At 42.9% G+C, this 14,390-nt stretch carries 15 protein-coding genes; 4 read left to right on the forward strand and 11 right to left on the reverse strand.

Features of this window, described 5'->3' with window-relative positions; genetic code table 11:
* The first annotated feature begins 109 nt into the window (after nt 1–109).
* Nucleotides 110–886, forward strand: a complete 777-nt coding sequence (locus tag NPE20_RS21215) for a M90 family metallopeptidase (protein ID WP_256540709.1) — start codon at nt 110–112, stop codon at nt 884–886.
* A gap of 5 nt (nt 887–891) precedes the next feature.
* The gene (locus tag NPE20_RS21220; protein WP_256540710.1) at nt 892–1,584 is read left to right on the forward strand and encodes a uracil-DNA glycosylase family protein; all 693 of its coding nucleotides are present in this window, start codon (nt 892–894) and stop codon (nt 1,582–1,584) included.
* A 216-nt stretch (nt 1,585–1,800) separates the two neighbouring features.
* Here the strand turns inward: NPE20_RS21220 and NPE20_RS21225 are convergent, their stop codons facing one another.
* Entirely contained in the window at nt 1,801–3,753 is a 1,953-nt protein-coding gene (locus NPE20_RS21225) for a vWA domain-containing protein (RefSeq protein ID WP_256540711.1), read from the reverse strand.
* An 82-nt stretch (nt 3,754–3,835) separates the two neighbouring features.
* Here NPE20_RS21225 and NPE20_RS21230 point away from each other — a divergent pair, with 82 nt between their 5' ends.
* On the forward strand, nt 3,836–4,405 hold the full coding sequence (locus NPE20_RS21230) for an RNA polymerase sigma factor (protein WP_256540712.1): 570 nt from the start codon (nt 3,836–3,838) through the stop codon (nt 4,403–4,405).
* Nucleotides 4,398–5,699, forward strand: coding sequence for a carboxypeptidase-like regulatory domain-containing protein (locus tag NPE20_RS27000; protein WP_256540713.1), 1,302 nt, complete (start codon nt 4,398–4,400; stop codon nt 5,697–5,699). The genes NPE20_RS21230 and NPE20_RS27000 overlap by 8 nt, the downstream gene beginning before the upstream one ends.
* A 179-nt stretch (nt 5,700–5,878) precedes the next feature.
* Here NPE20_RS27000 and NPE20_RS21240 read toward each other — a convergent pair whose 3' ends face one another.
* The 10 genes from NPE20_RS21240 to NPE20_RS21285 form a co-directional block, all read right to left on the reverse strand.
* Nucleotides 5,879–6,601, reverse strand: coding sequence for a DUF4197 domain-containing protein (locus tag NPE20_RS21240; protein WP_256540714.1), 723 nt, complete (start codon nt 6,599–6,601; stop codon nt 5,879–5,881).
* 40 nt (nt 6,602–6,641) lie between these two features.
* The gene (locus NPE20_RS21245) at nt 6,642–7,649 is read right to left on the reverse strand and encodes an inorganic phosphate transporter (protein WP_256540715.1); all 1,008 of its coding nucleotides are present in this window, start codon (nt 7,647–7,649) and stop codon (nt 6,642–6,644) included.
* Between the two features lie 21 nt (nt 7,650–7,670).
* Nucleotides 7,671–8,321 carry a DUF47 domain-containing protein gene (locus tag NPE20_RS21250; RefSeq protein ID WP_256540716.1) on the reverse strand — a complete coding sequence of 217 codons (651 nt, stop codon included), beginning with the start codon at nt 8,319–8,321 and terminating at the stop codon, nt 7,671–7,673.
* 47 nt (nt 8,322–8,368) lie between these two features.
* Nucleotides 8,369–9,433: a sensor histidine kinase gene (locus tag NPE20_RS21255; RefSeq protein ID WP_256540717.1), complete on the reverse strand. Its 1,065-nt coding sequence runs from the start codon at nt 9,431–9,433 to the stop codon at nt 8,369–8,371.
* A gap of 97 nt (nt 9,434–9,530) precedes the next feature.
* On the reverse strand, nt 9,531–10,064 hold the full coding sequence (locus NPE20_RS21260) for a YceI family protein (protein ID WP_256540718.1): 534 nt from the start codon (nt 10,062–10,064) through the stop codon (nt 9,531–9,533).
* A 64-nt stretch (nt 10,065–10,128) separates the two neighbouring features.
* Nucleotides 10,129–11,439, reverse strand: coding sequence for a carbohydrate porin (locus NPE20_RS21265; protein ID WP_256540719.1), 1,311 nt, complete (start codon nt 11,437–11,439; stop codon nt 10,129–10,131).
* Between the two features lie 33 nt (nt 11,440–11,472).
* Nucleotides 11,473–12,114: an HD domain-containing protein gene (locus tag NPE20_RS21270; RefSeq protein WP_256540720.1), complete on the reverse strand. Its 642-nt coding sequence runs from the start codon at nt 12,112–12,114 to the stop codon at nt 11,473–11,475.
* 58 nt (nt 12,115–12,172) lie between these two features.
* Complete coding sequence (locus NPE20_RS21275) at nt 12,173–12,403, reverse strand: helix-turn-helix domain-containing protein (RefSeq protein WP_256540721.1); 231 nt, start codon at nt 12,401–12,403, stop codon at nt 12,173–12,175.
* 243 nt (nt 12,404–12,646) lie between these two features.
* Complete coding sequence (locus NPE20_RS21280) at nt 12,647–13,141, reverse strand: hypothetical protein (RefSeq protein ID WP_256540722.1); 495 nt, start codon at nt 13,139–13,141, stop codon at nt 12,647–12,649.
* Nucleotides 13,138–14,313 (reverse strand): THUMP domain-containing class I SAM-dependent RNA methyltransferase, encoded by a 1,176-nt coding sequence (locus NPE20_RS21285; protein ID WP_256540723.1) that lies wholly within the window; start codon nt 14,311–14,313, stop codon nt 13,138–13,140. Before NPE20_RS21285 ends, NPE20_RS21280 begins: the two co-directional genes overlap by 4 nt.
* Nucleotides 14,314–14,390 lie beyond the last annotated feature (77 nt).

Consider the following 14,390-nt stretch of genomic DNA (forward strand, 5'->3'; position numbering starts at 1 on the left):
AGCCCGCTAATGGTTCGACAAGCTCACCATGACATTCTGCTTTTATTACATCGCTGCCGCAATACAGCAATGACGGTTATTTATTAACTTGCCTCCTTACTATACCACCATGCTATATTTCATCATCGCGCTCGTTATTATTATTGCTATATACTTTGCTAAACGCGATATAAAGCCAATGGTACAATGGCCTATATCGCAATTAAAGGCATTGCTTACGGAGCATGTAGATTATTATAACAAGCTGAGCGATGCAGATAAAACGATATTTGAGCAAAAGATACAAACGTTTTTGAATACTGTGCGGATAGAAGGTGTAGGTCTAATGATAACCGATACCGACCGCATAATGGTGGCATCAAGCGCGGTGATACCCATTTTCGCTTTTAAGGACTGGACTTACCGTAACGTAACCAACGTGCTTTTATACCCCGATACCTTTGATAAAGTTTTTCAGTATGAAGGGAACGAAGGCGAAGGCCGGAGTATTATGGGCATGGTAGGCAGCGGGTTTATGAACGGGCAAATGATATTATCGCGCAACGCGCTCATAAAAGGCTTTTCCAAAAATGGAGGTATGGAAAATACCGGCATCCACGAATTTGTGCACCTGCTGGATAAAGCCGATGGCGCTACAGATGGCATCCCCGAGGGGTTCCTGCCACACGAGTACATTGAGCCCTGGGTGCGGATGATGCACCAGGAGATCCACAAGATAGAAGAAGGGCATTCGGATATTGACATGTATGCCACAACAAACGAAGCGGAGTTTTTTGCCGTGGTATCCGAATACTTTTTTGAAAAACCCGACCAGTTCCAGACCAAACACCCCGGGCTTTATGATATGCTGAGTAAAGTGTTTGGGCAAGATCCTGCAAAAGAATAACGATTATGACATTCGCAGATAGAGTAATCGATTTTAACCGGCAACTGGAATATGCCGGCCCGCCATTGCCCAATGGTATCCGCATCATGAACCCTTACAGAGAGGAGGAAAATGCCTTGCGGATCTCATCAGAATTTTATCGTAAGTACTATAACGACGATAATAAACGCCACCTTATTCTTGGTATTAACCCCGGCAGGTTTGGCGGCGGATTAACGGGCGTTCCGTTTACCGATCCCAAACGCATGATAGCTGAATGCGGCATTGCTTATGAGGGTAAGCTAACCCACGAACCATCATCTGTTTATGTTTACGAAATGATAAACGCTTATGGTGGTGTAGAAGCATTTTATAATAAGCTTTATATCAATTCGCTTTGTCCGCTGGGTTTTACATCAATTGACAACAAACGCCGGGAAAAGAATTACAACTATTACGATAGCCGGGAACTTTGTACTACGGTAACCCCTTTTATGATCGATAACATAAAAAAACAAATTGCTTTGGGCTGCCATACCGATGTAGCATTCTGTTTTGGCACCGGGCAAAACGAGAAGTTTTTGAAGAAGCTGAACGACGGACACGGGTTTTTCAAAAGGATAGTAGCGCTGGAGCACCCCCGGTTTATAATGCAGTATAAAAGTAAAACCAAGCAGGCCTATATTGATAAATATCTGGAAGCGTTTAGCGGGGTGTAAAATTAATCGTCATTGCGAGGTACGAAGCAATCTCTTTAGGATAGTTGTACACCTTGCATGAAGGATTTGCTTAAAGAGATTGCTTCGTACCTCGCAATGACGCGTGGTGGGGACGTCATCCTGTGGTGGGGGCGTCAACCTGTGGGGGGTCATGGTGAGCCTGTCGACCATTAATCCTTCGACAGGCTCAGGATGACATGTCATTTTATTATTTACTTACTCATCATCACTCACCTTAGCCAATTCAGTGCCTTTGCTTAACAGTTTCGCACTCTCGGCCAGGCGGATAAACTCCGAACGGTAACCTTCACTATCATCACCTTTGCCGGCACGGGCAGTAGCAATGGCATGGGCAAAGCTGGCTTTTTGCTTAAATTTAGAATCGCGCAGCAGCATACCCACTTCCGCCACTGCCGATGCAAATTTGAAATCGGTTGAGGTAAGTTTAAAGTCTACAGGCTTATCGTAAACAACTGCCTGGCTCATCTTACTTACGGATGAAACCGGCTCTTTGTACCTGAATTTTATGGTCATCATTTCTGATGAGCCCGAAGCAGCAACTTTAACTTCATTCTTCTGATACTTCAACGGATCAACACTAACCATATAATCATCTTTTATCCCGGCAGGTACAATCTCATAAAAGGCGGTAACGGTATGGCCGCTGCCCATATCGCCGGCATCTTTTTTATCATCATTAAAATCTTCCTTGTTTAAAATGCGGTTCTCGTAACCCAGCAGGCGATAGGCCTGTACTTTGGCCGGGTTAAACTCTATCTGCAGTTTTACATCTTTAGCAACAGTGAACAAAGTGCCGCCAAATTCGCTCACCAACGTTTTGCGGGCCTCGGTAATATTATCAATGTAGGCATAGTTACCATTGCCCTTATCGGCCAGGGTTTCCATTTTACTGTCTTTATAATTACCCATACCATAACCCAAAACAGAAAGGAAAATGCCGCTTTCGCGTTTCTTTTCGATCAGTTTTTCCATATCATCATCGCTTGATGCACCAACGTTAAAGTCGCCGTCGGTAGCCAGTATAATGCGGTTGTTTCCGGTTTTTATAAAGTTTGCTGTCGCGATTTTATAGGCCAGTTTAATGCCCTCTCCTCCCGCGGTAGATCCACCGGCACTTAGGTTATCTATAGCGTTTTTAATAGTTTCTTTTTTGTCGCCACCGGTTGATGGCAGCACCACTCCCGCAGCACCGGCATAAACTACGAGGGCAACTTTATCTTGCGGGCGCAGCTGGTCCACCAGCATTTTTAGGGACGATTGTACCAGCGGCAATTTATTAGCACTGCTCATTGAACCCGATACATCTATCAAAAACACCAGGTTTGATGCCGGCAAATTTTTGGTAGCAATGGTTTTTGCCTTTAGGCCGATGCGCAGCAGGCGGTGTTTGGTATTCCACGGCGCAGATGAAAGCTCGGTATGGATGGCAACCGGACTGTTATCAGTAGGGCCTGCCAGGTTGTAAATAAAGTAGTTGATCATTTCCTCCACACGCACGGCATCTGCAGGCGGCAATTGTCCGTTATTGATAAAACGCCTTACATTACTGTAGGAGGCTGCATCAACATCGACAGAAAAGGTTGAAAGCGGGGTGGACGCCGCATTGGTAAAGCTATTTTCGGTAATGCCTTTGTAACTTTCGTTATCTTCTGCAGGGGCAGGGGCTAAATATCCATAGCTGCTTATTCCCCGTATCTTCACTTCGCGGGCGGCCCCGGGTGCTCCGTTAACGGCAACTCCCGATACCAGGCCCCGGATCATTTGAGAACTTTTTACCTGGGCAACGCTGCCGGTTACATCTTTTCTTCTCTGTATCCCATACGCGGTTACTACTACTTCGTTTAACGCACTTGATGCTGCTTTTAAGTATACATCAATTTTAGTTTTACTGCCGATGTTGATATACTGTGGTTGAAAACCAATAAAGTTAAAGATGAGCGTTGCGCTACCATCGGGTACGGTTATAGAATAGGAGCCTTTAGCATTTGTTTGGGTGCCGGTACTTGTACCTTTTAATAAAACGGTTACGCCGGGTATTGGCAATTTGTCATCGGCAGAATATACGGTTCCGCTAATGGTGTGTGTTGTGCCACGTTTAAATCCGGTAAGTGCGGCAAACATCATAATGATCACTAAAAACTTTTTCATAATCTGTTACGTTTTATTACAGGATGCATTGCAGATAAGATTTCCATAAGCGGTTAAAAAAAATTATTTTGCACTCCGCTTCATGAAGTTTTTTACCAGACCAATTAAACCAGAAGATACCGCAGACGAAGCTTTGCTTAACAGTTACCATAAAAATCGCGATTTAGCGGTTTTGGGTAAGCTGTATGAAAAGTATATGCCGCTTGTTTATGGTGTTGGCCTAAAGTATTTAAAAGATGAAGAAGCGGCGCAGGATGCCGTGATGGCCATATTTGAAGAATTGGCACAAAAGGTACATCAGCACGAAATAAAACAGTTCAGGAGTTGGTTATATGTATTAAGTCGTAACTATTGCCTGATGCAATTGCGGGCCGGTAAAAAAATGGAAACCGTAACCTTAGATGAGTTTATGGAATTTACGCCGGTTTTGCATCCTGATACTGAGAACCGCGAAGAAGCCATGCAGGCGCTGGAGCGGTGTATGGATAAGTTAACGTCGGCACAAAAAGAGAGCGTAAAGTTATTTTACCTTGACGAGAAGTGTTATAAAGAGGTGGCCGATATAACCGGCTTTACCATGAACGAGGTGAAAAGTTATATACAAAACGGAAAGCGCAACCTTAAAATTTGCCTGGAGAAGAACAGTGAATAAACGGGATTACATATCGCAAATACAGAAGTATCTTAACGGAGAGCTTGATGCCCGTGCTATGCATAAATTAGAACGCGAAGCACAGAGCGATCCGTTTTTAATGGATGCTATGGAGGGATACGGTACGGTGGGTAACCAGCAGGATAACCTGATTGCCTTGCAGCAGCGCTTACAAGCCCGTACAGCTACTAAAAACCGCCGCATAATACCTTGGACGATAATATCTATCGCTGCCAGTGTAATAGGCTTTGCAGTAGTTGCTGGTATACTTTACCAGGGCGACGAAAAGCCCGGGGGTCCTAAGGTAGCCCTGAACCAGCCGCTAAAAAGCCAGCAAACAGATACAACACGGGTTTTAAAGGAAGAAAAGATAGAAGCCGTTGTTTCACAGCCGGAAGCCAAAGGGTTTGCAACGGCAAAAGGATCGACAGATAAAAACAAAGTGCCTGTTTTAGCTGGTAAGTTATCAAATCCATTTCCGGCTGCGGAAGCAGAGGTAAATATTGGGTCGATGGATGTTGCGAAGAAATTGCCGGATAGCTCACGTGTGGAGGATATGATAGTAGATTACATGGCTAACCAAAAGCAGGATACCGTTTTAGGCGGCGGTTATGTGGCCGTAAATAAAGATAAGTCATCATCATTATCTGTACTAAAAAGTAAGGCCGACGGCGTTGCCGCGACAATGCAGCCCCGTAAGCAGAGCGATAATAACCCATCCGCCTTAATAAGCGCGGGTGTGCCGCTTAACCTGGTATCAGGCGTGGTATTAAACCGTATAGATGGTTCGCCGTTGCCGGGCGTATCTGTAAAGGTAGTAGGGAAACCTGCCGCCACACAAACGGACGCGAACGGTAAGTTTACCTTACCCAACGTTAAAAAAGATGAAACACTGGCGTTTGGATATATAGGTTATAACAGCAAAACATTAAATGTAAAAGGCGCGGACAGCTTAAAAGTTGAATTGGATGCAAATTCAAACTCCCTTAGTGAAGTGGTGGTTACGCATGCTAATAGCACAAAACAAGTAAGTGCCCACCCCAAAACCGGCTGGGACAGTTTTAAAAAATACTTAAGATTTAACGCCATCACCCCGGATAATAAGGAAGGGACAGTGGAACTTAAATTCACGGTTAACCCTAATGGTAGTATCACCAATATTACCGTAACAAAAAGCCTTAACTCCGTTGCAAATAATAAAGCGATTGGCTTAATAGAGGACGGGCCAGACTGGGCCGGCAACACCAATGGCAAACCCGAAGTTGTAAAAATTAAGGTAGAGTTTCATAAGTAAGTGGATAGGCACCGGATGGGCAGCATCCATTGGTATCGGTCTTTAATGCCATGGTGAGCTTGTAGAATCATTAGCGAATCAGCTCGCGTATAATCCTTCGACAAGCTAAGGATGACATTAACGCAAAAATGCGACAGGTTTCAAAACCTATCGCATTTTATATATCAGAGATCGACGTATTATTTTTTATTTTTATCGTAGTAGCCGAACACCTTTTGCAACAACGGTGTGGTGCGGGCGCCCAGGTTTTGGCGAATGTTTAGTTCTTCCTTTGCTATCTCTACAAATAAACCGTCAATTGCTTTTTGGGTAACGTAGTCGCTAATATCTGTATTAACCTTAGTTACAAAGGGTACTTTGTTATAGGCAGTGGCGGCATCGGTATAGTATTTTGTAGCCCCTACCTTATTTAAGCTGGTTTGTACCACAGGCTTAAATTTAGCCGATAGTTGCAGGGTAGTAGTACGTTTAAAGTATTGCGTGGCAGCATCCTGGTTGCCCAATAAAATATTGGTTACATCGGTAAGCGTCATTTGCTTAATGGCGCTTACAAAAATGGGTTTGGCTTGTGCAGCGGCATCTTCTGCGGCGCGGTTAAGCGATAATATTACGTTATCGGCTAATTTACCAAGGCCTATGCTGCGTAATGTTTTTTCAACTTTTTGCGCCTCGGGCGGGAATAATATTTTTACGGCTGCATTGCCAAAAAAGCCATTAACGGTCGACAACTGGTCAGAGCTTTTGCCGGTGGCCAGTTCAAGCGCTTGTTTTAAACCATTATTAATATCGAGCGTAGTGGGGTTGCCGTTTTGCTGTATGGTAGTTTGTGCTACCTGGTTAAGCGTGTCGCAGCTGGAAAATAAAACAAACAGGAACGGGATAAGTATAAGTATTTTTTTCATGCAACGAGGTAAGCAAATATACTGCCAGTAAACATTGGGATTACCAATGCCTAACCAGCATGAACATTAAACCGGCAATAAGGGCCGAAATAGGAATGGTAATTACCCATGCCCATAAAAGGTTTACGGTTACGCCCCAGCGCACCGCCGATACACGTTTTGTTAAACCAACCCCAATAATAGAACCGGTAATAGTGTGTGTAGTTGAAACCGGGATAGCAAAATGCTCGGTAATAAACAGGGTAACGGCACCTGCAGTTTCGGCTGCTACACCCTCAAGCGGGGTGATTTTGGTAATTTTTGACCCCATTGTTTTTACGATCTTCCACCCGCCAGACATGGTACCTAACGCGATTGCGGTATAACATGCCAGTGGGATCCACTCGGGCATTGCCGCGCCGCTATTAATAACTTTTGCCGCTACTAAACTTACGTATAAAATACCCATTACCTTTTGCGCATCGTTAGTGCCGTGTGCAAAGCTTAACGCCGCTGCCGATACCAGTTGTAGCCTTTTAAACCAGCGCTCGGCAGTAGCGGGTTTGGCCCGCTTACAAATATGGAGGATGAGAATGGTTATAAAGTAGGCTATAAATAAACCTATGAACGGCGCCAGTACAATGTAGGCGATGATTTTAAAGATATAGGCCGAGTTAATGGCTGCAAATGCATGCTGGCCCATAAACAAAGCGTTTGTAATACCTGCCCCTGCAAAACCACCAATAAGGGTGTGCGATGAGCTGGAAGGGATGCCAAACCACCAGGTGGTTAAGTTCCAGGTGATGGCGGCGATAAGGCCGGCCAATACCACATGCAGCGTAATAAATTCTTCGTGAACAGTTTTAGCCACCGTGTTGGCTACTTTATGGTCTTTAATAAAAAAGTAAGCGGCAAAATTAAATACAGCGGCAAGCAATACCGCCTGAAAAGGCGTTAATACCTTGGTTGATACAATGGTGGCTATAGAGTTGGCGGCATCATGGAAGCCATTGGTGTAATCAAAAATAAGCGCCAGGGCAACTACAGCAACAAGTAGGGTGGTAACCATTTAAATGATTTAAGATTATGCTTAGGCGTTTTTAACTAATATTGATTCCATTACATTGGCTGCATCTTCGCACATATCTGTAGCGGTTTCAAGGGCAGCTAATATCTCTTTGTATTTTATCAGGCGTATAGCATCAGTTTCGTACAGAAAAAGATCGGCAACGGCACGGTCAAAAACGTAATCGGCTTGGTTTTCAACGCTGTTGATGCGGATACATGAATCGGCAATGGCACGTACGTTTCTTAAGTCTTTTAACTCGCGTACAGCTTTTTCCAGATCAGTGCCGGCTTGTAGTATCAATTCAGATAATTTGCGGATATGCTCATTAAAATCGTCGATCCTATAAAGGAGCATACGATTAGCTGCACCGTGTATATAATCGGCAACGTCATCAATCGCGGTAGCTAACGCGTGGATATCTTCACGGTCGAAAGGAGTGATGAAGTTTTTACCAAGTTCAAGATATATCTGGTGGGTAAGTTCGTCACCTTTATTCTCCAATTTATCTATCTGTCTGAAAAGTTCTTCGCGTGTAGCCGGGTTAACCGAGTTAACCGCCTCAACCAGAATGGTAGCCATGCTTACAACGTTACTTGCAGCCTGCTCAAAAAGCGGGAAAAAGGTCTTCTTATCTTTAGGAACAAAGTACTGGAATATACTGTTTAGTGACATCTGCTATGAAATTTCGGTAAAGGTACGGTTGCAATGTTAAGTTAATGTTAATTTTTTAACACAGGTATATTCGGAAATGGTAAACTTTGTTTGGCAATTTGCAGGGTAAAGCCAAAGGTAGAGCCTAAGCCTTCGGTGCTGCGCACGTTAATGGTTTGCTGGTGTGCTTCTATAATATGCTTCACAATGGCCAGCCCCAAACCCGAGCCGCCAATTTGCCTCGACCGGCTGGTATCTGTGCGGTAAAAACGCTCAAATAAGCGTGGAAGGAACTTTTCTTCGATACCTATACCATCGTCAGTAACTTCAATAAGCACCTGTTCGTGCAGGGTAAATATGCTTACAGATGTGCTGCCGCCATCTTTGCCATACTTAAAAGAGTTATCGATAAGGTTAACCAGCACCTGCCTTATTTTTTCGCGGTCGGCGTTAACAAAAATGCCATCATCGTATTTTTGTTTAAACGTTAACTTAATATTGTGCTGTTTGCTTTTTAGTTCCATCGATTCAAAAACCTCTTTTATCAGATCGTTTATTTTGAATTTAGTGTAATTAATAGGGATCTCGCCCGATTCCAGCTTCGATATTTCATCCAGATCATGGATCAGGTAGCTTAAGCGATCGACATTTTTTGATGCTTTTTCCAGGAATTGCTTAGCCAGCTCTTTATCTTCGAAGCTATCATCCTGCAGGGCCTCTATATAACCCTGTATAGCAAAAAGCGGTGTTTTAAACTCGTGCGATATGTTCGACAAAAAATCCCTTCGGAATTTTTCCTGTTTCTTTAGCTCATCAATCTCGCTCTTTTTTTGCCTGGCCCATTCCTGTACCTCGTGCTCTACGTCGTTAATAGGGTCGGCGCTTACATGTTCGCCCAGGGCATCCCTAAGGTCGCGGCCAAGTTTAAGGTTGTGAATAAGCTTATAAATAAGCTTTATTTTAGAATATATATACTTTTCTATAAGGTAGTAAAAAACAATATAACTGGTGATAAAAGTAACCAGGAAGGTTATCATCATATCATACCATTTATGCTGAAAGTAATAGTTTACTGCCGATAGTGTTATGGCAACCGCGGCAGCGTTGATAAGGATTAGGACGCGCAATTTCATAGCATAAAGTTACTATTTGTAAATGGTTATAATTAATACAGAAGCAGGCTGCTGTGTTAATTAATTATTATCATTTAGCGCGGAAGGAGAAAGCAGATTATTTTGTTGCCTCGGCCTCAAAATTAATGGTAACCTCGTCGCCCATGGTCATGCTACCGCCACCTACGCCAAAATCTTTACGGTTAATTTTAAAACTGCCTTTAAATAAGGCCCCGTCGTTTATGTCGGTATAAGTAAAAGGCACATCAACAAGTTTTGTTTTTCCTTTTATGGTGATATTAAACTGGCCTGTGTAATTATTGCTATTTTTCTTTTTTAATGACACAGACGACAGGGTGATTTTAGGATAAGTATCCGCATTAAAATAATCTTCCTTTTTCAGGTGCTCGTCGCGCATGCTGTTATCGGTATTAATGGTAGTAGCATCTGCGATTGCCTCTATTTTGCTGGTTTCCAGTTTATTGGGATCAAAGCTGACAGTTCCCTGTACGCCACTAATGGTGCCGCCGGTTTTAATCCCCAGGTTTTTTATCTCGAAAGATATTTTAGACCGGGTTATACTGTTGTTAACCTGGGCAAATGCGCCCGTGCTTATTACTAATAAAGCTATAGCTGCGAAAATTATTTTCATGTTTGGGTATGACGCTTTTTACCGAGCGAGGTTTAATTTATTATGCAATTTACTTTTGCCGATATTAAAATTCTACGTGCGCCCTTAGCGAGAACACATTTACCGGCCCACGGTCGCGGTTGTAGGCCGGGTTGGCTATAAATTGATAATCGGGAGAGAGCCATAATTTATGCTGATATGCATTTAGTTTATAATATACTTCGGCTATCAGCTCGGTCGAGTAGTTTAGCCGGCCATCGCCAATAATAAAGCCATAACCACCTGCTGCCAGGTAATCTTTGTGGTCTTTTGAAATACCGTTGCCTACAAAGGCCAGTCCTAACTCGTCATCCTTACGGCTCCATGATGTTCCTTTTAACACCGCGCCTAAACTTAACGAGCGGTCAATTTCGGTAAAAGCCCAGGTTTCGGTTTTGCCATCGTTATAACTCGCTTTTGCAAACACGCCAAAATCATTTGTCAGGTATTGATCGGCGCTTATACCAAAACCATACTTATGCCTGCCATATGCCTGGGTAGCATCAACATCGGGCGCGGTAGGGTTTTGAGTTATGGCATCGCGATATACCCCCATTTTCCCATTGTTCCTGAAAGCCAATAACCGTAAGGTGCCTTTGTGGCCGCTAAGTTGATAGCGTTTTTCGTACTCTAATGATTGTGTGTTGGCATGGCCGATGCGCTCATCCCAAATAGCGCCATTGGCCGATGTGGTGGTCATGGTATAGCCAAAACGTAATGCCCAATTGGGTTGCCCCAGTTCTGCTACCGCCCCAAAAACATAACCCCGGGTATTGGCAGGGTAATCCCAGGCGGCGTTATCCATCAAGCTCCAGTTCATGAACTGCGAACGGGCATCGTGGCTAAATTCGTTACCATCAAAAAAATCGGCCATGCCAAATTTACCAACGGTAACTTTAAGGTAGCGCTTGCTTTTCCATCCGGCCAGTTGGTTTACATCATCTTCAATGTATGCTTTATCATTACCCCATTCAAAATTTTGGGTAAAATACAGTCGGGCTATATAAATTTTAGGTTCGGCGCCACCTACCCGGAAGGTTTCGCCATTTGGGAAACCGGCAATACCCAGTGTTTTGCTCAGGCCCGAGCCACCGCTCATTTCCGGGTTAAAATAGGCCTCCATACCTTTCCATAAACGCGCGCCGCCAAAAAGTGTAGTGGTTAACGATGTTTGGGTTTCCTCGCCGGTAAGCAAACTGTTGTTGCCGGTATAAGGGGCGCTAAAGCCGGGCTTATATTGTGTAATAACCGTTTGCTGGAAATGAACATTAAAACGCTGGTTTTTAACAGTATCCTGCGCAGTAGCGAATTTGGTTACAGTAAATAATATAGCTAATGAAAGTAGAGGTTTTTTCATGCTCTTAAAACGGGATGATAAATATTTAGTTTACTATACCTCCGAATAAAACTGCTCTAAATAGCTTTCCATAAAGTTATGGCGTTGCAGGGCAAGCTGTTTACCGGTTTGGGTATTCATCTTATCTTTTAACAACAGCAGTTTTTCGTAGAAATGATTAATGGTAGGGGCGGTAGTGTTTTTGTATTCTTCCTTATTCATGTTAAGGTTGGGCTTAATATTAGGGTTGTATATTTCCCTATCCTTAAACCCGCCGTAAGTAAAGGCGCGGGCAATGCCAATAGCGCCAATGGCATCCAGCCGGTCGGCATCTTGTACAATGGCTAATTCTTTTGAGTGGAAGGTTGCTTTATCAAAACTGGCTTTGAAACTCATGTGCCTGATTATTTGTTGCACATGGACAATGGTATCGGCATCTATATTAATGCTTGTTAAAAATTTACCCGCCGTGGCAGGGCCAATTTCTTCGTCGCCATTATGAAATTTACTATCGGCAATATCATGCAATAAAGCGGCAAGTTCAACCGTAAGTATATCGCAATCTTCGGTACGGGCTAATAGTTTGGCATTGGTCCAAACACGTTGTATATGCCACCAATCGTGTCCTCCCTCGGCGTTTTTTAGGGTTTCTTGAACAAAGGTTACGGTTTTTTCAATTATAGCGGCCTGATCCATATCTGCAATTTGGGTGCAAATATAACAGGTATACTAATATTCCCCTGATTTAAGTTGATTAGGCAGCTTCAGCCTTTTCTACGTTTAATAGTTCAACTATTTCGGTTTCTAATATATCCGCGATCTGAAAAAGCCGCTCCACCGTTATTTTTGTGTAGCCTAATTCAATTTTACTGTAGGCGTTTTGTGATATATTTAGTTTTGCAGCAAGGTATTCCTGCGTATAATTTAATTCGATGCGCTTGCTGCGAATATTAGCCGCAACCGCTTTGGCCCTATAATTAAGCATATTATTATATATATTATTATAATTCTTTACAATTGATAATGATATACTTACGATATTGTTTGCGGCTTGGATGTAAAAAAAATAATTTAAAAGTAATTTTTTTGCGTTAATAATACTATTAGTGCAATATTAAATCCGTGCAGATAGATTATTTCATTATAAAACCCATTAAAATGGCCTGTGTATAAACAACAAAGCCGGCATTAGCCGGCTTTGTTGTTATTCCTGAAACGAGTAGAAAGATTACTGGATATCGTATTTTATTACAACTGTTGGCAGTAATGTGGCTGCGTTTAGTGGTATTTGGTCTGTTGCTACAATTGGCCTGCGGCGTTTATAAAACTCGTAGGCCGCCTTTTGTACCTCGGCCCCACCGGTAGCCGGGTTATTAAAGTTGATAGAGAACGGGATAATAAAATCATGAAACTTCTCCTTATTAGGGATGATCCATTTTTTAGTCGATTTTTTTAGGGCTTCAATCACAGGGATGGTCAATAGGTAATCATCGGCATAATAAATTACGAATTTTTGAATATTACCTTTAATATCAGCCGTGAATTTTATTACCGCTACCCCGGCAGCTTTTTTACTAATAATATCCTGGCTCACTACAAGGCTATCTTTAAAAAAGCGTGTCATAACGGGGTTACCCCCTTGAAAAGGAAAAGCCAGGTCTTCCTGCGCTTTGCAATAAAAAGAGGAGGATAATAATAATGCAGCTATGATGAGTTTCTTCATTCTGTTTCTTTTGGTTCGCGTTTGCTGCCTTCATACAGCTCGTATTCAAATAAGCGGCAATCTAATTTGCCATTATAAAATTCAACTTTGCGGGCCGCCCTTAAACCTATCTTTTTAGCCAGATCGGGGTTGCCGGTAAATACATAACCACGGTAGCCTAAACATTTCTTTTTCAGGAAATCGCCAACACGTTTGTAAGTTATCTCCAGTTTGGTGTGTACGCCTAAACGTTCGCCATATTCGGGGTTAAACATTACAATGCCTGGTTCGGCAGGTACTTCGGTATCTTCAAAGTCACAAACGTAAAATTCTATTAAATGTTCTACACCGGCTGTATTTGCGTTCTTGCGGGCAATGTCTACAGCGTCTTCAGAAATATCTGTAGCGATGATTTTAAAGTCGACCGCTTTCTTGGCTTTATCCTTTAATTTACGGCGTTCAACAAAAAATTCCTGTTCGTCGTAACCCATAATATGCATAAAGCCATAGTTCATCCTAAACAAGCCGGGGTGTTTATCTGTAGCCATTAAAGCAGCCTCGATAGCCAGCGTGCCCGAACCACACATGGGGTTTATGAATGTGCTGTTCCTGTCCCAGTTGGTTGCCATAATGGTTGATGTGGCCAAAGCTTCCAGCATGGGCGCCTTGCCAGGTATTTTACGATAGCTGTGTTTAGCTAAGGTTTCGCCTGATGTATCTATATAGATATCGGCTTTGTCATCCTGCCAGTAAAGGCTCACAACTGTTTTATTATTATCGGCGCCAGAGTTAGGGCGGATGCCTTTTTTCTCCTTTATCCGGTCAACAATAGCATCTTTTACCTTAACGTTGGCAAACAGCGGCGTAAGTATATGCTCGTTATTTACGTTTGAGGTTACCGAAAAGTAGCCCGAAAAATCGATATACTCTTCCCATTCAATCTGTACCAGCTCGTCGTACAGTTGTTTTGGGTCGGCAGCTGTAAAGCTTTTTAACAAATAAAGTACCTGGCTTGCGCAGCGCAGGTTAAGGTTTAGCGCAATGGTATCGGTAACGGTACCCATTAGCTCAACGCCGGTTTGGAATACGCGTGTGGGTTTAAAGCCTAATGCTTCAACCTCTTGCTGCAAGTAAGGCGAAAGCCTTTTGTTGCAGGTGATAATGATCTTACTCTCAGTGTGGAAAACTTGCATAATTATTTTGCGAATTTATGAATTAAATACGCCGCTATTTAATTTCATACTATTAACTTTACATTTTAAATATTTTC

The organism is Mucilaginibacter aquariorum, assembly GCF_024498135.1.
Lineage (GTDB): Bacteria > Bacteroidota > Bacteroidia > Sphingobacteriales > Sphingobacteriaceae > Mucilaginibacter > Mucilaginibacter aquariorum.